This is a genomic window from Croceibacter atlanticus HTCC2559, from assembly GCF_000196315.1.
GTDB classification, from domain to species: Bacteria; Bacteroidota; Bacteroidia; order Flavobacteriales; family Flavobacteriaceae; genus Croceibacter; species Croceibacter atlanticus.
In genome coordinates this window covers 2,350,181-2,371,653 of sequence record NC_014230.1, presented here as the reverse complement: position 1 = coordinate 2,371,653, position 21,473 = coordinate 2,350,181, and the positions used below count along the sequence as shown (strand labels likewise).

Sequence of the window (21,473 nt, the reverse complement as noted above, 5' to 3'; positions counted from 1 at the left end):
ATGTCAAAAAAAACTAAACGTGTTGTGGTTACCGGTTTGGGAATTTGTGCTCCAAATGGTATCGGTGTTTCAGAGTTTTGGAAAAACACCAAATTAGGTGTTAGTGGTATCAGGTTTATACCTCAATTAAGAGAGTTAAACTTTACCTGCCAAATAGCTGCACAACCGCAAGTTACACAAGAACATATAAACGCTAGGTTTACAAAATTAGAACAACGCGGTTTAAACTCAACAGGAATTGTTTATGGCGTTTTAGCTGGATTAGAAGCTTGGGAAGATGCAGATTTACTATATAACGATACGCCAGATTATGATACCGGAATTATATTCGGGACAGGCATATTAGGCGTAGATAAGTTTAGAGAAGCTATCCATAAAATAGATGCAGGTAACACAAGACGCCTAGGTAGCACTTCTGTTTTACAAACTATGGCTAGTGGTATAAGCACCTATTTAAACAGCAAATTAGGTTGTGGTAATCAGGTTACTACAAACTCATCAGCTTGTTCAACAGGTACAGAAGCTGTGCTTATGGCTTATGACCGTATTAAATCTGGACAAGCCAAACGTATTTTAGTAGGTAGTTGTAGTGATTCCGGACCATATATTTGGGGTGGTTTTGATGCTATGCGTATTTTACCGCACGATTATAATGATAAACCAACAGAAGCCTCCAGACCAATGAGTGCAACAGCTTCTGGATTTGTACCTGGTAGTGGTGCTGGCGCATTGGTTATTGAATCTTTAGAAAGCGCAGAAAAGCGCGGAGCTAAAATATATGCTGAAATTTCTGGTGGTCATCTTAATTCTGGAGGTCAGCTTGCTGGAGGAAGTATGACAGCACCTAATGGTCAAGCAGTAAGACGTTGTATCTCTAAGGCCTTAAAAGAATCACGTGTTCAACATGATGCATTAAGCGCTATAAATGGACATTTAACAGCTACTAAAAAAGATTCTGAAGAGGTGTATAACTGGAAACGAACTCTAAAAATTGAAGCTGCTAACTTCCCACCAATAAATTCATTAAAAGGACTTATTGGTCACGGTTTGGCTTCTTCGGGAAGTATGGAGTGTGTAGCAACAGTACTACAAATAAAGCATCAAACGCTCTTTGGAAATGTAAATGCATCAGATGTACATCCAGATATTCAAAATCTAATTCCAAAAGAAGCTATATTACAAACCACTAAAAAGACACCTTTACAACATATTGCCAAAGCCAGTTTTGGTTTTGGAGATGTAAATGCCGTGGTTATTTTTTCAAAATTTGAACCCTAATTTATGAATACTATTTACGAAAAGCTAAAATCTATAATAACTGTTTATCTTCCTGAAGATGTTGAGGTTAATGATATAACTAAAGACAGTCATTTAATGAATGAGCTTAATATAAATTCAGCTCATTTAGTTGATATTGTTTTAGACATTGAAGATGAGTTTAATATTGAAATCTCTAATGATGATATTGAACAAATGCAAACGGTTGAAGATGCAATACAAGCTATAGAGCGAAAGCTAAAAGATTAATCAAAACCTAAAAAAACTTTAAAGTGTATTTTAAGGTTTTCATTTTAGTAAAATGATTGTATTTTAAAAAGAAAAACTATGATACCAAATAAAACAACACCTACAGATTACGAGATAATAGATTTAATAAAAGAGCGCTGGAGTCCCAGAGTTTTTTCTGAAGAGATACCTAAAGAAGAAGACGTTAAACGATTGTTTGAAGCTGGTCGTTGGGCACCAAGTTCAAATAATTTTCAGCCTTGGGTTATTATTTATGGTATAAAAGGTACTCCAATGTATGATAGGATTTACAACTGTTTGGTGGAGTTTAACCAAGGTTGGGCAAAACATGCACCGGTTTTGGCATTAGGAGCTTTTAAGAAAGATATGCCTAATGGTGAGAAAGAAAATTTTCACGCACTACATGATCTAGGAGCATTTTCTATGGCTATGAGTTTACAAGCTACATCTATGAATATGGCCGTTCACCAAATGGCAGGAATAGATTTTGATGGCGCTAAAAAAGAATTTAATTTTCCAGATAATTATCACGTTGCAACTGGAATAGCAATAGGATACCAAGGTGGTAACCCTGATGATTTAGGTGAAGATTTAAAAGAAACAGAGCTTAAAATAACACGTGAACGCAAATCACAAACTGAGTTTGTGTTTAACGGTAATTTTAAGGAGTAACAACTGCTACCCATATAAATTTACATCCTTTAAAATCACTCGAAAAGACTACTTTTTTTTATATGAAACTATAAAATATTTAATGTCATTTCGAGTGATTTTCAGTTTTATAAAAGCATTGCTAATTAAGTGTGTCGAGAAATAATTTAGAGATAAATTTCTGAAGACATACATTTTTTTAAAACTATGCTAATTCTTGTCTTAAGAACTTTGCTGTATAGCTTTTCTTGTCTTTAGCTACTTGTTCTGGTGTACCTTTAGCAACTACTTTTCCGCCACCTTTTCCACCTTCGTAACCAATATCTATAATATAGTCTGCCATCTTAATAACATCCATATTATGTTCTATTATGAGTACGGTGTTTCCTTTATTAGTTAATCTATTTAAAACTTCCATTAAAACACGAATGTCTTCAAAATGAAGTCCAGTTGTAGGCTCATCTAATATATAAAAGGTATTTCCTGTATCTCTTTTAGATAATTCTGTTGCCAATTTAATACGTTGGGCTTCTCCACCAGACAGTGTAGTACTTTGTTGTCCTAAAGTAATGTAACCCAAACCTACATCTTGTATTGTTTTAAGTTTTCGGTGTATTTTAGGAATATTCTCAAAAAACTCGGTAGCTTCATTTATTGTCATTTCTAAAACATCGGCAATACTTTTACCTTTCCAGCGTATTTCAAGCGTTTCTCTATTAAAACGTTTGCCTTGGCAGGTTTCACATTCTACATAAACATCTGGTAAAAAGTTCATTTCAATAACTCGTAAACCGCCACCGCCACAAGTTTCACAACGGCCACCTTTTACATTAAAACTAAAACGACCAGGTTTATAACCTCTAATTTCTGCTTCTGTAGTTTTAGAAAAAATGCTACGTATCTCAGAAAATACACCAGTATATGTTGCAGGATTACTTCGTGGTGTGCGGCCAATAGGGCTTTGGTTTATATCGATAACCTTATCACATTCATCTAAACCTTTTATGCTTTTATAAGGCATTGGTTTTTTTACACCATTAAAATAATGGGCATTCATAATAGGGTAGAGCGTCTCATTAATTAATGTACTCTTACCACTACCTGAAACTCCCGTTACGGCAATCATTTGTCCTAACGGTAGTTTAATTGACACGTTCTTTAAATTGTTTCCTGTACAACCCTTAAGCTCGATAAATTTGCCATTGCCTTCACGTCTTTTTTCTGGAACTGCAATTTCCATCTTACCAGACATATAATTTGCTGTAAGCGTATCTTCCTTTAGTAGTTGTTCTGGTGTACCTTGGCTAATTATTTGTCCGCCATGTTTTCCCGCACGAGGACCAATATCTATCACGTGATCTGCGCGCTCAATCATATCCTTATCGTGTTCTACTACAATAACACTATTCCCAACATCACGTAAGGCTTCAAGAGAATTTATTAGCTTTTCATTGTCACGTTGGTGTAATCCTATACTTGGTTCATCTAGAATGTATAAGACACCTACCAATTGCGATCCTATTTGTGTTGCCAAACGTATACGTTGAGCTTCACCACCAGATAAAGATTTGCTACCACGATTTAAAGAAAGGTAAGTAAGACCAACATCTACTAAAAACTGAAGGCGTGTTCTTATTTCCTTTACAATTTCTGAAGCTATCTGTTCCTGTTTATCAGAAAGATGATTTGGTAAATCATCAAACCAAGCTGCAAGCTCATTTATATCTTTATTAGCCAACTCGGCTATATTTAAGGCGTTAACTTTAAAATATAGAGATTCTTTACGCAACCTTGAACCTTCGCAGGTAGGACAGGTTACCTTATCCATATATTCTTTAGCCCAACGTTTTAATGATGTTGTTTCATTATTGTTGTATGTGTTTTCTATAAAAGTAGCAACACCTTCAAAATCTATTTTATATTTACGGGTAACACCTAAGGATTTGCTTTCTACCTCAAAACTATCTTTGCCACCATAAAGAATAATATTTAAAGCATCTTTTGGTATTTTAGAAATAGGGTCAGTTAGTTTAAAATCAAAACGTTCTGCTATATTTTCAAGTTGTTTAAATATCCAGTTTTTCTTTTTGTTTCCGTGTGGAGCCAATCCGCCACCACTAATTGATTTACTTCTGTCTGGAATCACCTTATTTTCATTAACCTCATACAGCGTTCCAATACCATTACATTTAGGACAAGCACCTTTTGGTGAGTTAAAGCTGAAATTGTTAGGTTCTGGATTTGGATAAGATATACCAGTGGTAGGACACATTAATGTTCTACTAAAATAGCGCGCTTCATTTTCGTTGTGCTTAATTACCATGAGAACATCATCACCATGATACATAGCGGTATGTATACTCTCTGCAAGTCTTTTTTGAATATCTTCTTTTTCAGAAACTTGTAATCGGTCTATTACAATCTCTATATCGTGAGTTTTGTAACGGTCTATTTTCATACCTTTTACAATATCACGAATTTCTCCATCTACTCGAACTTTAACAAAACCTTGCTTTGCAATACTTTCAAAAAGTTCTCTGTAGTGTCCTTTTCTAGAACGTACAACTGGCGCTAAGATATTAATGCGCTGGTCTTTAAAGTCTTCTGTGATAAGCTCTTTAATTTGATCATCACTATAGCTTACCATTTTCTCTCCAGTGTTGTAGCTATAAGCATCACTAGCACGAGCAAATAATAAACGTAAAAAATCGTAAATTTCTGTTATAGTTCCTACAGTACTACGCGGACTTTTACTTGTAGTTTTTTGCTCTATTGCAATAACTGGAGAAAGGCCATCTATCTTATCAACATCAGGACGTTCTAAACTTCCTAAAAACTGTCTGGCATATGCCGAAAACGTTTCTATATATCGCCGTTGTCCTTCTGCGTATATGGTATCAAAAGCTAAGGAAGATTTACCTGAGCCAGATAATCCAGTTATAACCACAAGCTGCTCTCGTGGAATTGTAACATCTATATTTTTTAGGTTATGAACGCGTGCGCCAAATACCTCTATTGTATCGTCTTGGTATGCCATAATTTAAGACTGCAAAGGTACTCAATTTATAGGTGTTTTTGAAGTCTAAGTAAGTTCAATTTAGTGGATCTTGAATTCTATATTTGAGAGATTTTATTACATTATATTTACTGTCATGAAATACCTTACAATTTTACTTTTATTAATTTCAACTTATAGCTTTTCTCAAAAACACTATAACTTCGACTATCTTCTAGAGTATGATGTTACTTATTACAAACATTCAGAAAAAGGTGGTATTACAGATACATTACAAAACGAAAAGACATTAAAAAAATATTATTTAACTAACTCAAAGTTTAATAATTATAAAGCTGAAATTACAGAGTTAGATACGCTAACATATCAATTAATTTTTACAGATAATCTAGGCGTCTCTTTAAATGTAACAGCACTAAAAAAAGATCTTGATAATGCAGAGTTTATAAATGTAGATTGTAAATATGTGAAAAAGTTAAGTAATAGGTTTAATTACCAAACTAAGCATTATGATTTTATAAATTTAAATGACACGTTACTTAAAGACATGTCTTACAAGCGTTATAAGCTTACATCAATAAAACCTAAAAGGACCAAACGCCATAAACTTGCAACCTTATTTTATATTATAGAGGATAGTACAGCATTTCATTTGCCACATTTAATTCATACTACAGCATATAATGAATTTAATAAAGAGCATTCTATACCAAATGGAATTTTTAAAGAACGTTACTTAGTAGATTACGATGGCAATTTAGACTTTAGAGAGCGACTTATTAGTATTCAAAAAATTGATAAAAAGCTTGTGATAGGAGATGAGTGCAATTACTCAGCAAATAAATAATTGAAACCAAAATCATTTCATTTAAAATTCTTACCATTTAACACAAGGCTAACTTAAAGGTTTGTAATAATTAATTAAATTACTTGTCCAAATCTTACACGTATTATGAAATATTTAAGTGCCATTATTTTTGCTATTGCAATAGTTGTAGCTTCAATCTTCTTAGGAAATGCCTATGCAGATAGAAACAAGGTAAATAACAGTATAGAAGTAACAGGCTTAGGAAAAACAGACTTTTCTTCAGATCTTATAGTTTGGGAAGGTAGGTTCGGAGCACAGGACATTAACCTTAAACAAGCCTATATAACCTTAGAGCAAAATAAGGCAACTATAGATGATTACTTATCATCTAAAGGTATAAATGACAATCAGTTAATTTATAGTGCAGTAAAAACAAATCAAAAAAACAAACAAGTTTATTCTGAAAATGGAAACTATGTAGGCGAAGAATTTGTTGGTTATGAACTTACACAATCTATTAAAATAGAATCTAAAGATGTAGATAAGATAGAAAAACTGTCTAGAGAAATAACTGAATTATTAAACCAAGGCGTGAAGTTTTACTCTGAACCACCACGCTATTACTATACAAAACTAGCAGATCTAAAAATTGAAATGATTTCAAAAGCTACTGAAGATGCAAGAATAAGAGCAGAAAAAATATCTGAATTCTCTGGCGGAAACCTTGGCGAACTACAATCTGCAAGAATGGGAATCTTTCAAATTACGGGTCAAAACTCAAATGAAGATTATTCTTGGGGCGGCACTTATAATACAAGTTCTAGAGAAAAAACGGCATCAATCACAATGAAACTCAACTATGAGATAGATTAGCTTTAGGCTATAATCACTCCTTGATTTTTGAGCTTTTATTCTATCTTACATTCAATGTTTAAAAACCTATGCTTTAGTTTGTAATTAACACAAACAGTTTTTTTCTTTACTTAGTGAATTTTACCAACTAATTAACCACTAAGACATGAATCAAATTCCATCTATTTTAACTGCCATTAGGGAAAAATCTCCTTTAGTACATAACATTACCAATTATGTTGTTATGAACAATACGGCTAATGCTTTACTTGCTATAGGCGCATCTCCAGTAATGGCTCACGCTAAAGAAGAAGTAGAAGATATTGTGACAATTTCTTCAGCTTTAGTTATAAATATGGGAACTTTAAGCAAAAATTGGGTAGAGGCTATGAAACTAGCTGCTCAAAAAGCAAGCAAAACAAAAACACCATTTGTGTTTGATCCTGTTGGAGTAGGAGCATCTACCTACAGAACAGAAACTGCTCAAGAAATTATTGCTACATATACACCAGATGTTATACGTGGTAACGCTTCAGAAATTATGGCGTTAACAAATTCTACATTGTCTACTAAAGGCGTAGATAGTACTCACAACTCCTTAGATGCCATACAAGCTGCTAAACAACTCTCTAAAGAATTAGGAAATACAATAGTTATTAGTGGAGAAAAAGATATTATAGTTACTGGAGAAAAGGTAAGTACAGTTTCAAACGGAGATGCATTAATGGCTAAAATTACAGGTATGGGTTGTACTGCGACAGCGATGGTAGGTGCGTGTATAGCTGTTGAAGGCAATACACATTTAGCTGCTACAGCTGCAATGGCTATTATGGGTGTTACTGGAGATATTACTAAGAACGCATCTAATGGTCCTGGTAGTTTTCAAATGAATTTTTTAGATAACCTTCACCTTTTAACTTCAGATCAACTTTCAGAATACTTAATCTTAAATGAATAATGCTACCCTGTCATTAATGTATGTAACAGATGATAGCATTACAAATGACATTAAATTTTTCGAGATTTTAGAAGCAGCTTTAATTGGTGGTGCTTCATGTATTCAATTAAGAGAAAAAACTTGCGACACAAAGACGTTTTACAACAGAGCTTTACAAGCTAAATCTCTATGTGAAATTTATAAAGTGCCGTTAATCATTAACGATCGTGTAGATATTGCTCTCGCTGTAAATGCAGATGGAGTTCACTTGGGACAAACAGACATGCCCTTTAAGGTAGCACGAAACTTGTTGGGAAGTACAAAAATTATAGGTCTTTCTGTAAGTAATGTCTCTCAAGCAATACAAGCTCAAACAGCTAGTGAAATAGATTATATAGGTGTATCTCCAATTTTTGCTACACAGACAAAAACAAGAGATTTAGACGCTCCTTTAGGAATTGCAGGACTTATTAAAATTTGTGAAGTTTATAAAAAACCTATAGTTTGTATAGGAGGAATACATATATACAATGCTACCGAGATAATTAAAAATGGCGCTACTGGTATTGCCGTAGTGTCTGCAATATCTAAAGCTGAAAACCCTGAAATAGCAACAAAAACATTAAAAACTAAAGTATGATAAACTGGTTTAATACAGTACGAAAGCAAACAGAATCTATATTAGAATCTATAAAATCACAAGAGTTTATTACTCAGCTTATGGATGGTACTTTACCAAAAGATGTTTTTCAATTTTATATAGAACAAGATGCCTTGTACCTTTCTGAATATAAAAAGATACTTACACAAGTTGGTGTAAAATGTACAGAAAGCTCCGAAACTCAATTTTTCATAAATGCAGCATCAGGTATTATAGAAGTTGAAAATGCTTTACACCAAACCTTTCTTAAAAACCATACTGTTATAGCAGAGCCATCTCCTACGTGTGAGTTGTATACTAGTTACTTATCTCGTGTAGTTTGCAATCAATCTGTCGAAGAAGGTTTAGCGGCAGTGTTACCATGTTTTACAATTTATAAGGAAATAGGAGATTACATTCTTAAAAACCAAACCAACAAAGAGGATAACCCATACCAAGATTGGATTAATACATATGGAGGTGAAGATTTTGCAACATCAGTAAATCATGCTATTGATATTACCAATATGTATGCTGAAGATGCAAATGACAAAACACTCCTAAGAATGAATACTGCATTTAGAAAAGCTTCTCAATTAGAATGGATGTTCTGGGATAGTGCCTATAATAAAGAGCAATGGAAAATATAACGTCTTACAAAAGTGTACTAACTATTGCTGGAAGCGATTCTGGCGGTTGTGCAGGCATACAAGCAGACATAAAGAGTATTAGTGCTTGTGGTGCTTTTGCAGCATCTGTTATAACTGCAACTACTGCACAGAATACTAAAGGTGTGATAGATATTCATGCAATACCAATAGCACATATTGCACATCAACTAGATGCTGTGTTAAGTGATATTTCTTTTGGTGCTATAAAAATAGGAATGCTACACTCTGCAGAAGTTATTCAGATAGTGGAAGAAAAATTAGTAGAATATAACGCAAAGCATATTGTTTTAGATCCTGTAATGGTCGCCACATCTGGTGATGCTTTAATTACAGATGGAGCTATAGCTAGACTAAAGGCATTTTTACCAAAGGCTACACTAATTACACCTAACATTCCAGAAGCGGAAATTTTACTAGGTAAAAAAATCTCTACCAATACGTTATCTAAAGCTGCTAAAGAAATAGGTAAGCTTTATTCAGTTTCTGTTTTATTAAAAGGTGGTCACGTTAGTACTACAAATAACCATGTTCAGGATATTCTCTATATTGTAGAAGATGATACTATTGTCACTATAATAAACCCTAAAATTAAAACAGATCATACTCACGGCACAGGTTGTAGCCTGTCATCTAGTATTGCTGCTTTCCTAAGTTTAGGAGAGTCTTTAGAGTCTGCCGTTATTAAAGGCTGTAATTATGTAAACACAGCAATTTTTAATGGCAGCAATAAACAGTTAGGAGAAGGCCGTGGACCTATAAACCACTTTAATTTGTAAAACTAAATTATGAGTTTAAAAGAAGTTTTTAAAAAGCACTATAAAACAATACTTATTTCTGGTTTAGTTGGCGGATTTATTTATGCATTAGGAATGGCTGGTTTTGAATTTTTATCTTACGATGATATAGATGTTACTTATATCATTTACAACTTTATATGTTTTGGAATTTTCTCTTCATTTATGTCATACTTTAATTTAAAGCATAAGTCTAAAGCTTAATAAATTCTGAATATTTTTTGCCCTTAGACATTTTAAATACTATCACTTTATACACAAGTGTATAATAATTTTACACATTCAAATTTCTACTCTTCTATAAGCTGTTGTAATTAAGCGTTTTCTTAATTGGCACTACTGTTGCCAAGTAATATGTAACTATTAAGAATTTACAATAAACGCATAATGAATCACTCTATAAACACTGTAACAACAGATCCTAATATACCGCAAACTAAACCCCTTAATCCTGTGGAGAAGTTTGTAAACAACTCATCGTCTTCATTAGTATTAGCAGGAACATTTATATTGCTTTTTGGAGCAGTAGCATTGTTCTTTATAATGCAACCTTATTTTGAAGAGGTACATTTAGACCGTATGAATACAATTTGGGGACAAGCTATAATGATTATGGGTTTTACACTCCTAACAATTAAGCTAGCATTTATAGGATACATTCTCACATTATATTTAAAATATAAGTCAATAGCATCAGTATCAGACGAAGAGCTTCCTACGTGTACTGTAATCGTACCAGCATACAATGAAGGAGAGTTAGTATATAAGACCTTAAAAAGTCTTGTGGCCAGTGATTATCCAGTAGAAAAGCTTCAATTAATTTCAATTGATGATGGTAGTCAGGATAATACATGGCAATGGATGCAGAAAGCAAAAGCAGAGTTGGGCGACCGTGTTGCTATATATCAGCAACCAAAGAATATGGGTAAAAGACACGCGTTACACAGAGGTTTTAACTTAGGAACTGGAGATGTGTTTATTACTGTAGATAGTGATTCAATAGTAAAAACAGACACGTTACGTATTATGGCTAGCCCATTTGTGGTTAATCCAGATTGTGGTGCTGTAGCAGGAAACGTGAAGGTTCTAAACAATAAAAAAGCATTAATTCCTAGAATGTTAAATGTAAGTTTTGCATTTAGTTTTGAGTTTGTAAGATCTGCTCAAAGTCGTTTAGGTTCTGTTTTATGTACACCTGGCGCATTATCTGCTTATAGAAGAGAAGCTGTATTTAATTGCTTGGAAGATTGGATTAGCCAAACCTTTATGGGCGAAGTTTCTAAAATTGGAGAAGATAGAGCAATGACAAATATGATCCTAAAGCAAGGTTATAAGGTGTTGTTTCAACGTAAGGCTTATGTATATACAAACATTCCAGAACGTTATAAAAACCTTTACAAGATGTTTATACGTTGGGAAAGAAGTAACGTTAGAGAAAATTTAGCAATGAGCAAATTTGCATTCTCAAACTTTAGAGATGGTGCTAAAACAGGAACAAGAATATTGTTATTAAACCAATGGTTAAAAATGACTATGGCATATCCAGCAATATTATTAATGCTGTTCTTCATTATAACATATCCAGTATTATTCTTGTGTTCTACACTAGCAGGTATCTTAGTGTTCTCAAGTATGCAAGCATTTTTCTTTGCTAAAAAACATAGTATTTCAGAATCATTTTGGGCATATCCTTACAGTGTATTTTATGCATTTACATTATTCTGGATTACACCGTATGCCATTGCAACAGCAGGCCGTAGCGGATGGTTAACTAGAGACTTAACAAAAAAACAACTTAAGGAACAACAAGTAGTGGCAATGTCGTCCTAGTCATTTTAATTCGAAAATTTGTAAGAGGCTGTCTAAATATAGTGTTTAGGCAGCCTTTTTTTTGTGGTGTGATGGCATAAAAATATATTTAGAGATTACTAAATTTTATAATTAATGAAACATTTTTATTTAGCAGGTACATATATAACTTTGGCCATATTTGCACTATCATATTTACTAACACGTTTTTTTGAATATGATTTAAATACGTTAATTTCAGTTAGTATTTTACTGTATTTATTCTTTAATACAAAACACACAAAAATTGTTATTGCAGAGAAAGATGCTTTAATAAACGCACTTAAAGAAAAATTACGTAGATGATTTAATTTAGAAGATGCAAACCATAATTCATTATACATTACATTTTATTGCACCATTAGGTATTGCCTTTTTATGTTGTAAAACCCAGTGGAAAAAAGCCTACCTTATTTTATTAGCAACTATGTTGGTAGATATAGACCATCTGTGGGCAACACCAATTTTTGAAGCCAACCGTTGTAGCATAGACTTACATTGGTTTCATACCTATTATGCTATGGTTATTTATGTTATCTTGTTATTTTTCAAGAAACCTTTTAGAATTATAGGTATTGGTTTATTGTTTCATATGTTAACAGATGCCATCGATTGTTGGTTTATGACATAAATGCTTAATTAGGATTATGAAATACATATATTTATTAATAATAGGGCTGCTCATAACGGCTTGTGCCAATCGTAAAAGTTATCAAGATTACGTTTTGCATGAAAGTGGTATTACTGCATTAAAACTGAAATCTGGTAATACTTTAAATGTGTTAGAAATTAGATATCCTCCTAAGCTAGCTAAAAAAGACCTATCTCATGAAATGTATAAAGTTTATGGAAAGTGGGATGATTCAGTTAGTATAAACCGCTCCAAACCTTTATTAATTTGGGATAACATTAAATTATTATCGTGGTCTAACGAGCCTTATACTATAGGAGTTTCTGGGGATAATTATAAAGCTAAAACCTACAAGATTAATAAAAAACAGCAGTATCATGAAATTAACTATAATTCATTTTTTATTTTAAATGCTAAAGGTGAGGATATAATCTTAAAGCATTCAGCTGAAAAAGATTCGATTATTAATACCATTTTCAATTTAATGGAATTTGACAGGTCAATAATATGAATTGGATTTTACTAATAATTGCTGGTTGTTTTGAAGTTGCATTTGCAACCTGTCTTGGTAAGGCTAAAGAGGCTAGTGGTACAGAAAGTATGTATTGGTATGCAGGATTTTTAGTTTGCTTGGCTATTAGCATGTATTTACTTGTAAAAGTAACTCAAGAACTGCCAATAGGTACTGCATATGCAGTTTGGACAGGAATAGGTGCAGTGGGAACTGTACTTGTAGGGATTTTTGTATTTAAAGAACCAGCCACGTTTTGGAGATTATTTTTTATAGTTACACTAATAAGTTCTATTGTTGGTTTAAAATATGTATCTCAATGAGTTATAGAGCTCCTAAATATTGTCCTAAATGCGACTCAAATAAAGATGTGATACCAATAAGCTACGGAAAGCCTACACCTAAAGGCTTTAAAGAAAGTGATGAAGGTAAGATTAAACTAGGTGGTTGTGTTATATATGCAAACTCACCTAAATGGTATTGTAAGAAAGATGATATTGAATTTAGATGATACTAATAAAAAAAGGCGATTCAATTAGGAATCGCCTTTTTAAGTATAATACTACGTGTTAATTATAAATCGAAACGATCTAAATTCATCACTTTAGTCCAAGCATCAATAAAATCTTTAACAAATTTCTCTTCTGCATCTTCTGTTCCGTATACTTCTGCAATGGCACGAAGCTCTGTGTTAGAACCAAATATTAAATCTGCTCTTGTAGCTTCAAACTTCTTGTCACCAGTTCTACGATCACTACCTTCAAAAATAGTATCATCATCTGTAGTAGCTTTCCAAGTATATGTGAAATCTAATAAATTTGTAAAGAAATCATTTGTTAATGCTTCTTTTCTATCTGTAAACACACCGTAGTTAGATCCATTATAGTTAGCACCTAACACCCTTAATCCGCCAACTAAAACAGTCATCTCAGGAATAGAAAGCGTAAGTAATTGAGCACGATCTACAAGTAAATCTTCTGCAGCAGCTTTTTGGTTATCCTTTATAAAGTTTCTAAAACCATCTGCTTGTGGCTCTAGGTATCCAAAAGAATCTATATCTGTTTGTTCTTGGCTTGCATCTGTACGACCACCAGTAAATGGTACAGTAACAGAATGTCCAGCTTTTTCAGCAGCTTTTTCAACACCTACAGATCCTGCAAGTACTATTAAATCTGCCATTGAAACGTCTTTACCATTTGTATTAAAATCATTTTGAATGCCTTTTAATACATTTAAAACTTTATGTAATTGCTCTGGATTGTTTACTTCCCATCTATTTTGAGGAGCTAAACGAATGCGACTACCATTAGCGCCACCGCGTTTATCTGATCCTCTAAAGGTAGAGGCAGAGGCCCAAGCCGTAGAAACTAACTCTGAAACAGATAGCTCTGTATTTGCAATTGCAGACTTAAGTGAATTTACATCTTCTTCTGAAGGTGTAAAGTTAGAAGCTGGTAAAGGGTCTTGCCAAAGTAATTCTTCTTGAGGTACTTCTGGTCCTAAATATCTAGAAATAGGTCCCATATCTCTGTGCGTTAACTTATACCAAGCACGAGCAAATGCATCTTCGAATGCTTTATGGTCTGTATGAAATTTCTTAGAAATCTTTAAATAATCAGGATCCATTTTAAGTGCCATATCTGCTGTAGACATCATTAGACCTTGCTTAGCATTGGCATCACCAGCTTTAGGAGCCATTCTTGCATTAGAAGCTTTTGTAGGAATCCATTGGTGTGCACCTGCAAGACTTTTAGAAAGTTCCCAGTCATAGTTTAATAACACCTCAAAATAATCGTGATCCCATTGTGTAGGGTTAGGGGTCCAAGCACCTTCTAAACCACTAGTAATAGTATCGTCTAAGACTCCAGTACCATAAGTGTTTTTCCAACCTGTACTCATTTCTTCAATTGGAGCGCCGTGAGGTTCTGCACCAACATATTTATCTGGATCTGCGGCACCGTGAGTTTTACCAAATGTATGACCACCAGCTATTAATGCTACAGTCTCTTCATCATCCATAGCCATACGGCCAAACGTTTCTTTAATATCTTTAGCTGAACCAAGCGGATCTGGGTTTCCGTTAGGTCCTTCTGGGTTAACATAAATTAATCCCATATGTGCAGCACCAAGTGGTGCTTCTAAATCTCCATCTGCATAGCGTTCTTCATTACCTAACCATTCAGTTTCAGAACCCCAATATATATCTTGCTCTGGTTCCCAAATGTCTTCACGACCTCCAGCAAAACCAAATGTTTTAAAGCCCATAGACTCTAATGCGCAGTTACCTGCAAGAATCATTAAATCTGCCCAAGAAATTTTGTTTCCATATTTCTTTTTAATTGGCCATAATAATAAACGAGCTTTATCTAAGTTACCGTTATCTGGCCAGCTGTTTAAAGGGGCAAAACGTTGTGTTCCTGAACTTGCACCACCACGACCATCACCAATTCTATAAGTACCAGCACTGTGCCAAGCCATACGTATCATAAAAGGACCATAATGACCATAATCTGCAGGCCACCAATCTTGAGAATCTGTCATTAAATGAATAACATCTTGCTTTAATTTTGCATAATCAAGACTGTTAAAAGCTTCTTTATAGTTAAAATCTGAACCCATTGGGTTAGATTTAGAAGAGTTTTGACGTAAAATATTTAGCTTAAGTTCATTAGGCCACCAATCTCTATTAGTTGTGCCGTGTCCTGCTGTGTTAGATTGTGCACCTCCTAAAAAAGGGCATTTTGCAACAGCGCTAGGATCGTTAATGTCCCATACATTAGAATTGTTGTTATCCATGATAATTAAAATTTTTAGTTAAGTAACGGTTCAAATGTCACTAAAATTAAACATTTAACTATCAATTTTCAATATAAATTGAGAAGAGTACTATTGATTTAATTTATAGTTTAAATAATGATAAACTAAATTTAATCTATGGTGTAAGGGTAGTTATCTTAGTATGAGCTTGGTAATAAGTGTTTTACCAAGTGTTTCGTTTAAATTATCTATTATACGTTGTTTGCCGTAACTCAATTCTTCCCTTAAGACAGAAGAGCTAAGTTGTACATATAAAGTATCTCTATCTAATTTGATATTGGTTGTATATTTAGCAATTGCAGGTCCCATTTGGTCGTTCCATACGTCTCGAACTTGTACTTTGTCTAATCCTTTTTGAAGTTTATTCTTGTCTACAAATTCTTTAAGAGCATCTGCAATACTAAGGTGTTCATTAGTTCGTTTCGACATTATCTAGGTATCCTTTAAAGCGATTATAAGTATATCTTATTCCTTGGTCATTTTGTGTAACCAATTTTGAGTCGTTAAGGTACAAAATGGTTTCTGACCAAGTATCCCAAGTAGTCTTATAAATTAATGTCAATTTGTCGTCTTGCATTTTAGCAGTAAAACCTTCTGCATCATTAGTTTTTATAAAGGTTCCATCTAGTTTAGGCTTAACCTTGGTACGCATGCCATTTTTAGCAGTTAGCTCAAAATAATCTACTGTCTCATTAAATTTATATTCAATCTCTTTTCCTTTATCCGTTTCAACAGAAGCAATTTCCCAATAGCCATTTAGTAATGGTAGTGCATCTAAATTTGGGCTGCTGTTACAACTACTTAAAAAGAAGCTTACAATTAATAAAATTGCTAAAGGTTTAATATTTATTAAAAACATAGATTTAATTTTCATCTGGAAACATAATAGTTTCATAAGCACCTATATCTGGGTTTGTTGTTCTGTTAGTCCCTATAAGGTCTAAAGGTACCAGATTTGCCGTTGCTTGATCACCTTGAGCGCTTGCTGGAGATTCTAAGCTTATTTGAAGTTTATTAGTATCTGTATCTAAAAATAAAGGCTGTTCATTTAATATAACAGATTCATACAATGCCAAATCTGAGAAATTATACAGAGGATCATCTTCTAAATTTCCATTTGGATCATTTGCTCGTAATAAGCAATTTTTAAAATTGAAGTTAAATGCTGCTTCATCTGCTTTAGAGAACCCAAACTCTACATCATTACGCCCATAAATTATACAATTAGAAAAATTAGCCTGATCTAAATTTGCCGCTAGCGTTTCTCCAAATGTGTTAGAAATAACAACAGCTGGCGTTTGCCTAAAACTGCGTGACCAATAGTTAGCAAAAGTGGCGTGGTTAAACTCATACGATCCGCCTAACTCTAAAACCATAGCACTTTGTCCTGCTTCTGCAATAACTAGATTTTCTCCAAGAATGCTGCCAGTTCTAGATAATAACCCAATGTTAGATGAATTATAGATTTGTGAGTTTCTTATAGTTAGTGTAGGATCTTCACCGCCATCGTTTGAGTCCATTAATAAACCAACTGTACCATTTTTAATAGTTGTATAATTAAAATTATGGTTTGTACTTCCTGCCGTTAACCAAATAGTACTCCATTGTCCGGGAATATTGCTATAGGCAGTTTCTAAACGGTCACTTTCAAAAATAACCTCGTTTTCTAACAGTTCTGGATCTGTACTTAATTCTCCATTAACCTGCATAGAACCCTGATCTGCGACAATAATACCACTGTTAGCGTGAAAGAGCACTCGTGCACCAGCATTAACTGTTAACGTCTTGTTTGAGCCAACAGCTGCAAAACCATAAATTACGTATGGCTTTTCGTTGGTAAAGGTTAACTCATTGTCTTCTAAAAAGAATCCTTCAATTAAAATTGGGTCGCCATTAGGATCTGTACCTAGTTGCAAGGTTTCAACTTCACCTGTCATTGCATCACGCTCAGGAAATAGAAAAACAGCATCCTTAATAAGTGTTACTAACTCTACACGTTGGGTATTTTCTCCACCATCAAAAAGAATGGCATCTTCATATAAAAATTCTAATGCATTTTGAGAAAGTTCCTGTATATCTGCAGTAGTTTCTACAAAAATAAAAATACTGTCATTAGCTAAGATTTCTACATCTCTAAATACTTTCCCAGCAACACCATCTACATTAAGGCGATAACTAGAACTTTCTCCTTGACTAAGTTGTACATTAGGAATACGTATATCTTGATCACTACGGTTGTATACTTTTAAATTATAAGTACTAGATCCTATATTAGTAAATACGGTATCTAAATAGACCGTGTCTTTAGAGAACTCTAATTGACCAGTACTTGGTTCAAATTCAAAATCATTTCTGCAAGAGCTCCAAAATATGATGCAACAAAATAGGAGTAAAGTGTATAGAATACGCATTCAAAAAAAGTTTTAGTAAAAGTAAAACTTTTTACTGAGCTTAATAGTATCTAAGAATCTCTGTTTTTTTGTCTCTCTTCTTTACGTTTAGCTCTTTTTAATTGCCGTGCTTCCTTACGCTCTTTAGCTTTACGTGTCATAAATCTCACACGATTTTCTCTTGCTTTTTTTAGTTTTGCTCTATGAGCTCTTTGTTCTTCTAAAAACTCAGGATCTATTTTGTATTCATTTTCTTCTTCATAAGTTACATAACCTGCAAAAACAACAATTTCTCCTAAGAAATCACCTGCACCTAGTTCCACATTTAAAGTAGTTGTATTTGATTTTATAGATTTTTCAATAGTTTCAAAACCCAAATAACTAAATACTAGTATTTCATCTTTTAAAGCTGAAATGGAATAATTACCATCAAAATCTGTTTGTGTACCTCGAGTTGTACCTTTTACAATAATATTTACGCCTGGTAACGGTAAACCACTTTCATCTGTTACTGTACCAGATAGAGTAGAGGTTAATGGTTTTAAAGGCCTATGTTGCATTCCTATACCTAAGGACGTATAAGTTTTACTGGTATTTATTGTTTGTTCAGTCTTGGACTTAGACTCTTGTGCATTACTAATATTGGTAGATATAACACTAAGTGGTAATGCTAACGTTGCTGCAATTTTACTAAATGAAATTGAATTCTTTTTACGCTCTATAGTTAAAGGTGTATCTAATTGATGTGGTAAAAAACGACCACACAGTGACTCGCCTTGAGTAATACGTTTGTGTAGCGCCTCATTACTAAAATGTGTAAAGTCTATTACTTCTTTAGAACAGGCTTTACAATGACGTCCTTTTTCTGTAGGAGTCATTTTAGACCAATCTTCGTGGCAAGGTTCTGGAATGCTAATTTTAAATTTTGGTGTCATAGTCTTTGGTTTAGACTATAAACTTAAATAGAGAGCAAAGGTTTTTAAATGTAGAATTAGTGACTGCCTTATTTGGTTGAGTGAACTTACTTTTTTATAATCCTAACCTCAAACAGCTTATCCCAATTTTTACCGGTTACATAAAGTTTACCGGTTTCTTTGTTATAAGCAATACCATTTAGGACATCTTCTTTTGTAGCAGAAGATACTTGTTTTCTTAAAGATCTAAAATCTACCAGACCTTCAATAGCACCATTTTTAGGGTTTATGATGCTAATTAAATCTATCTGCCAATTATTAGCGTAAATTTTTCCGTTAACCCATTCCAATTCATTTAGTTTTTTTGAAATAGTTTTATGAGATACGGTTTGTATATAATCTTCTTCTGCTAACGTTTCAGCATTAAGAATCCAAATTTTAGATGTACCGTCACTTTTATAAAGTTTAGTACCATCATTACATAATCCCCAACCTTCTTTACTAGCATTGTAGCTAAAAGAATCTAATTGCTCGAATGTATTAATATCGTAAACAAAGCCTTTTTTGCCTTGCCAAGTTAATTGATAAAGTTTATCGTTTAAAGCTGTGATGCCTTCTCCAAAATAATCGATGTCTAAGTCTGAAGACTGCAATACTTCACCAGTTTCTAAATTTACCTTTCTTATAGTACTCTGTCCGTTTCTTCCTGTACTTTCATATAAATTACCGTTGTAAAACTCTAAACCTTGCGTAAAGGCATTGGCATCGTGTGGATAGGTATTAATAATCTCGAACGAATAACTTTCGGGTGGCTTATTATTAAAAAGTTTAAAATTAGCACTTACATCTGTGGCTTTACTTTCAGAATATACTGTTGCTACCAGCGTGTGTTCTCCTAACTTGTTATTAGTTAGCGCGACAGATAATGGGTTATTGTTTTTATGAGATGCAATTGATTTACCGTTTAAAGTATAGGTAACAGAATCAATTACTTTTTCTTTAGGATTTTTAATAGTTGCAGTTAAGGATTCTCCTAATTTTAAGCTATTATCAGAATTTGATATTTGTAACGAATAACTTGTTGCATCATCATTACAAGAGAGGAAAAATAAAGGAAAACTTAGTAGTATGTATAATTTTGTTGAAAGGTTCATAGTCGTCAATTTTAACAGAAGACGAAGTTATGAAAATCAGATATAAAATTACTTGTCAGAATATGTAAACATTGTATATTTGCACCTGGCAAGTCCTACACAACCAGCTCCCGTTGAATCCTCCAGGTCGGGAACGAAGCAAAGGTATTCGGTCGTAGCGGTGTGATGTAGGTACTTGCCTTTTTTTATGCACTAATGTTTTGTTTAGAAACATATTCTCTTTCTACTTTCTATAACTTTTTACAAGCCTCACAAATTCTGATCTATAACCTTCAGGATCATTATGTAACCCTTGTTCTGCTAAAGCTATAACTGTCTTTTTATCCTTAAGTTCAATATATTCAGATTGCTTTAACTGCATTCCAAACAATGCTACTGCAGACATAAACTTAAAGTCTTCTGAAGCTTCATTTATATGTATTGGCTTATTAAGTACAGATGCAAGCATCACTTTGCTAAAATCTTCATTTGGTTTTTTGTAACGTAACTTTACTGTAGCTAGTTCATATTGATGTTGAGACGTAGTTGAAGTAGTATATTTTAAAGGATCTAAAGCGTTTTCTTCGCTAATATATTTACTTTCTGTGTCAACAGGAATTATTTCATAAAGTGCGGTAACGTTATGACCACTTCCTAAGTCTCCCGCATCTTTTTTATCATTTTTAAAATCTTCATTAGCTAACAACCTATTTTCATATCCTATAAGTCTGTAAGCTTTTACTAGTTGCGGATTAAATTCTACCTGTATTTTAACGTCTTTGGCTATTGTATAAATAGTACCAAAAAATTCTGTTCCCAATATTTTTTGAGCCTCTTGCATGGTGTCTATATACGCATGGTTTCCGTTACCGTTTTGCGCCAAGGTTTCTAGCTTAGAATCTTTATAATTACCCATTCCAAAACCTAGGCAAGTTAGAAATACGCCATTATCTCTTTGGTCTTTCACAAGGTCTTTCATAGCTCTATCACTTGAGGCTCCAACATTAAAGTCACCGTCTGTGGCTAATATAATTCTGTTGTTTCCGCCTTTAATAAAATTCTCTTCAGCAATCTTATAAGCAAGTTTTATACCTTGACCACCAGCCGTAGAACCTCCAGCAGATAGATTTTCTATTGCATTTAGGATGGTCTCTTTATTTGCTCCAGAAGTTGGAGGCAAGACTAAGCCAGCTGCACCAGCATAAACTACTAGGCTAACTTTATCATTAACATTAAGTTCATCAACCAATATCTTTAGTGCAGATTTAAGCAATGGTAGTTTGTTAGATGAATTCATAGAGCCAGAAACATCTAACAGAAAAACTAAATTAGA

At 33.5% G+C, this 21,473-nt stretch carries 24 protein-coding genes and 1 other RNA gene; 17 read left to right on the top strand and 8 right to left on the bottom strand.

Annotated features, from left to right (window positions below):
* The 3 genes from CA2559_RS10770 to CA2559_RS10760 all read left to right on the top strand — a co-directional run bounded on the left by CA2559_RS10770 (position 1) and on the right by CA2559_RS10760 (position 2,199).
* Positions 1-1,278 carry a beta-ketoacyl-[acyl-carrier-protein] synthase family protein gene (locus CA2559_RS10770; protein WP_013187918.1) on the top strand — a complete coding sequence of 426 codons (1,278 nt, stop codon included), beginning with the start codon at positions 1-3 and terminating at the stop codon, positions 1,276-1,278.
* Between the two features lie 3 nt (positions 1,279-1,281).
* Complete coding sequence (locus CA2559_RS10765; protein ID WP_013187917.1) at positions 1,282-1,527, top strand: acyl carrier protein; 246 nt, start codon at positions 1,282-1,284, stop codon at positions 1,525-1,527.
* A gap of 78 nt (positions 1,528-1,605) precedes the next feature.
* Positions 1,606-2,199: a nitroreductase family protein gene (locus tag CA2559_RS10760; protein WP_013187916.1), complete on the top strand. Its 594-nt coding sequence runs from the start codon at positions 1,606-1,608 to the stop codon at positions 2,197-2,199.
* 184 nt (positions 2,200-2,383) lie between these two features.
* Here the strand turns inward: CA2559_RS10760 and uvrA are convergent, their stop codons facing one another.
* Entirely contained in the window at positions 2,384-5,215 is a 2,832-nt protein-coding gene (gene uvrA, locus CA2559_RS10755) for an excinuclease ABC subunit UvrA (protein WP_013187915.1), read from the bottom strand.
* 115 nt (positions 5,216-5,330) lie between these two features.
* Here uvrA and CA2559_RS10750 point away from each other — a divergent pair, with 115 nt between their 5' ends.
* From CA2559_RS10750 to CA2559_RS10690, 13 genes are all read left to right on the top strand, one after another.
* Positions 5,331-6,041, top strand: coding sequence for a hypothetical protein (locus tag CA2559_RS10750; RefSeq protein ID WP_013187914.1), 711 nt, complete (start codon positions 5,331-5,333; stop codon positions 6,039-6,041).
* Between the two features lie 105 nt (positions 6,042-6,146).
* Entirely contained in the window at positions 6,147-6,875 is a 729-nt protein-coding gene (locus CA2559_RS10745; RefSeq protein WP_013187913.1) for an SIMPL domain-containing protein, read from the top strand.
* A 145-nt stretch (positions 6,876-7,020) separates the two neighbouring features.
* Complete coding sequence (gene thiM / locus CA2559_RS10740) at positions 7,021-7,812, top strand: hydroxyethylthiazole kinase (protein WP_013187912.1); 792 nt, start codon at positions 7,021-7,023, stop codon at positions 7,810-7,812.
* Positions 7,805-8,431, top strand: coding sequence for a thiamine phosphate synthase (gene thiE / locus CA2559_RS10735; protein ID WP_013187911.1), 627 nt, complete (start codon positions 7,805-7,807; stop codon positions 8,429-8,431). Before thiM ends, thiE begins: the two co-directional genes overlap by 8 nt.
* The gene (gene tenA, locus CA2559_RS10730; protein ID WP_013187910.1) at positions 8,428-9,081 is read left to right on the top strand and encodes a thiaminase II; all 654 of its coding nucleotides are present in this window, start codon (positions 8,428-8,430) and stop codon (positions 9,079-9,081) included. The genes thiE and tenA overlap by 4 nt, the downstream gene beginning before the upstream one ends.
* Complete coding sequence (gene thiD / locus CA2559_RS10725) at positions 9,069-9,878, top strand: bifunctional hydroxymethylpyrimidine kinase/phosphomethylpyrimidine kinase (RefSeq protein WP_013187909.1); 810 nt, start codon at positions 9,069-9,071, stop codon at positions 9,876-9,878. The genes tenA and thiD overlap by 13 nt, the downstream gene beginning before the upstream one ends.
* A gap of 9 nt (positions 9,879-9,887) precedes the next feature.
* Complete coding sequence (locus CA2559_RS10720; RefSeq protein WP_013187908.1) at positions 9,888-10,100, top strand: hypothetical protein; 213 nt, start codon at positions 9,888-9,890, stop codon at positions 10,098-10,100.
* 183 nt (positions 10,101-10,283) lie between these two features.
* Positions 10,284-11,726 carry a glycosyltransferase gene (locus tag CA2559_RS10715; RefSeq protein ID WP_013187907.1) on the top strand — a complete coding sequence of 481 codons (1,443 nt, stop codon included), beginning with the start codon at positions 10,284-10,286 and terminating at the stop codon, positions 11,724-11,726.
* Positions 11,727-11,840: 114 nt separating this feature from the next.
* A complete protein-coding gene (locus tag CA2559_RS10710) occupies positions 11,841-12,050 on the top strand; it encodes a hypothetical protein (protein ID WP_013187906.1) in 210 nt (69 codons plus the stop codon).
* 13 nt (positions 12,051-12,063) lie between these two features.
* Positions 12,064-12,375 (top strand): DUF6122 family protein, encoded by a 312-nt coding sequence (locus tag CA2559_RS10705; RefSeq protein WP_013187905.1) that lies wholly within the window; start codon positions 12,064-12,066, stop codon positions 12,373-12,375.
* Positions 12,376-12,391: 16 nt separating this feature from the next.
* Positions 12,392-12,886 carry a hypothetical protein gene (locus CA2559_RS10700; protein ID WP_013187904.1) on the top strand — a complete coding sequence of 165 codons (495 nt, stop codon included), beginning with the start codon at positions 12,392-12,394 and terminating at the stop codon, positions 12,884-12,886.
* A complete protein-coding gene (locus CA2559_RS10695; RefSeq protein ID WP_013187903.1) occupies positions 12,883-13,209 on the top strand; it encodes a DMT family transporter in 327 nt (108 codons plus the stop codon). Before CA2559_RS10700 ends, CA2559_RS10695 begins: the two co-directional genes overlap by 4 nt.
* Positions 13,206-13,397: a hypothetical protein gene (locus tag CA2559_RS10690; protein ID WP_013187902.1), complete on the top strand. Its 192-nt coding sequence runs from the start codon at positions 13,206-13,208 to the stop codon at positions 13,395-13,397. Before CA2559_RS10695 ends, CA2559_RS10690 begins: the two co-directional genes overlap by 4 nt.
* A 62-nt stretch (positions 13,398-13,459) precedes the next feature.
* Here CA2559_RS10690 and katG read toward each other — a convergent pair whose 3' ends face one another.
* From katG to CA2559_RS10660, 6 genes are all read right to left on the bottom strand, one after another.
* Positions 13,460-15,682, bottom strand: a complete 2,223-nt coding sequence (gene katG, locus CA2559_RS10685) for a catalase/peroxidase HPI (protein WP_013187901.1) — start codon at positions 15,680-15,682, stop codon at positions 13,460-13,462.
* A 153-nt stretch (positions 15,683-15,835) separates the two neighbouring features.
* A complete protein-coding gene (locus tag CA2559_RS10680) occupies positions 15,836-16,132 on the bottom strand; it encodes a DUF721 domain-containing protein (protein WP_013187900.1) in 297 nt (98 codons plus the stop codon).
* A complete protein-coding gene (locus CA2559_RS10675) occupies positions 16,116-16,562 on the bottom strand; it encodes a lipocalin-like domain-containing protein (protein ID WP_041241204.1) in 447 nt (148 codons plus the stop codon). The genes CA2559_RS10680 and CA2559_RS10675 overlap by 17 nt, the downstream gene beginning before the upstream one ends.
* A 4-nt stretch (positions 16,563-16,566) precedes the next feature.
* Positions 16,567-18,114, bottom strand: a complete 1,548-nt coding sequence (locus CA2559_RS10670) for a hypothetical protein (protein ID WP_013187898.1) — start codon at positions 18,112-18,114, stop codon at positions 16,567-16,569.
* A 50-nt stretch (positions 18,115-18,164) separates the two neighbouring features.
* The gene (locus CA2559_RS13910) at positions 18,165-19,028 is read right to left on the bottom strand and encodes a carboxypeptidase-like regulatory domain-containing protein (RefSeq protein WP_013187897.1); all 864 of its coding nucleotides are present in this window, start codon (positions 19,026-19,028) and stop codon (positions 18,165-18,167) included.
* An 86-nt stretch (positions 19,029-19,114) separates the two neighbouring features.
* Entirely contained in the window at positions 19,115-20,161 is a 1,047-nt protein-coding gene (locus tag CA2559_RS10660) for a glutaminyl-peptide cyclotransferase (RefSeq protein WP_013187896.1), read from the bottom strand.
* Between the two features lie 86 nt (positions 20,162-20,247).
* Between CA2559_RS10660 and ffs the strand changes: the two genes are divergently transcribed.
* An RNA gene (gene ffs / locus CA2559_RS13705) (signal recognition particle sRNA small type) lies at positions 20,248-20,345 on the top strand.
* A gap of 39 nt (positions 20,346-20,384) precedes the next feature.
* On the opposite strand, the gene CA2559_RS14005 is transcribed toward ffs, so the two are convergent.
* On the bottom strand, positions 20,385-21,458 hold the full coding sequence (locus CA2559_RS14005) for a vWA domain-containing protein (protein ID WP_316927764.1): 1,074 nt from the start codon (positions 21,456-21,458) through the stop codon (positions 20,385-20,387).
* Positions 21,459-21,473: the final 15 nt, after the last annotated feature.